The following is a 498-nucleotide window of genomic DNA, read 5'->3' on the forward strand; positions in this document are numbered from 1 at the left end:
GTGCTGGAAGGCGTACGTGGGCAGCTCGACGCGGGCCGCGCCCGTCCCCTCGTACACCGCCTCCCAATCCACGGCCACACCGCGCGTCCACGCCTCGCCCAGCGAGATGTAGAAGCGGTCCAGACCGCCCTCGTCACGGCGCAGCGACCCGATCGCGGCGGCCTCGCGGCCCGCGTCCTCGGCGGTCTCCTGCACACCCATCGTCAGCACCGGGTGCGCGCTGGACTCGATGAAGGCTCCGAAGCCCTCATCCAGCAGACGGCGAATCGCGCCCTCCAGCTCGACCGTGCGCCGGAGGTTGGTGAACCAGTACTCGGCGTCCAGCTCCGGACCCTCGACCCACTCCCCCGTCACGGTGGAGAGGAACGGCACCTCGGCCGCCCGGGGCTCCACGGGCGCCAGCAGCTCCAGCAGCTCCTCGCGGAGCAACTCGACCTGCGCGGAGTGCGAGGCGTAGTCCACCGGCACCCGGCGCGCCCGCACCTCGTCCGCCTCACA

Annotated in this window: 1 protein-coding gene; it reads right to left on the reverse strand. The window is 72.5% G+C overall.

Features of this window, described 5'->3' with window-relative positions; all coding sequences use genetic code 11:
• Positions 1 to 498: acyltransferase domain-containing protein (locus NP777_RS47220; protein ID WP_256656374.1), on the reverse strand; the 498-nt coding region annotated here is incomplete at both ends.

The organism is Streptomyces rugosispiralis, from assembly GCF_024505145.1.
GTDB lineage: Bacteria > Actinomycetota > Actinomycetes > Streptomycetales > Streptomycetaceae > Streptomyces > Streptomyces rugosispiralis.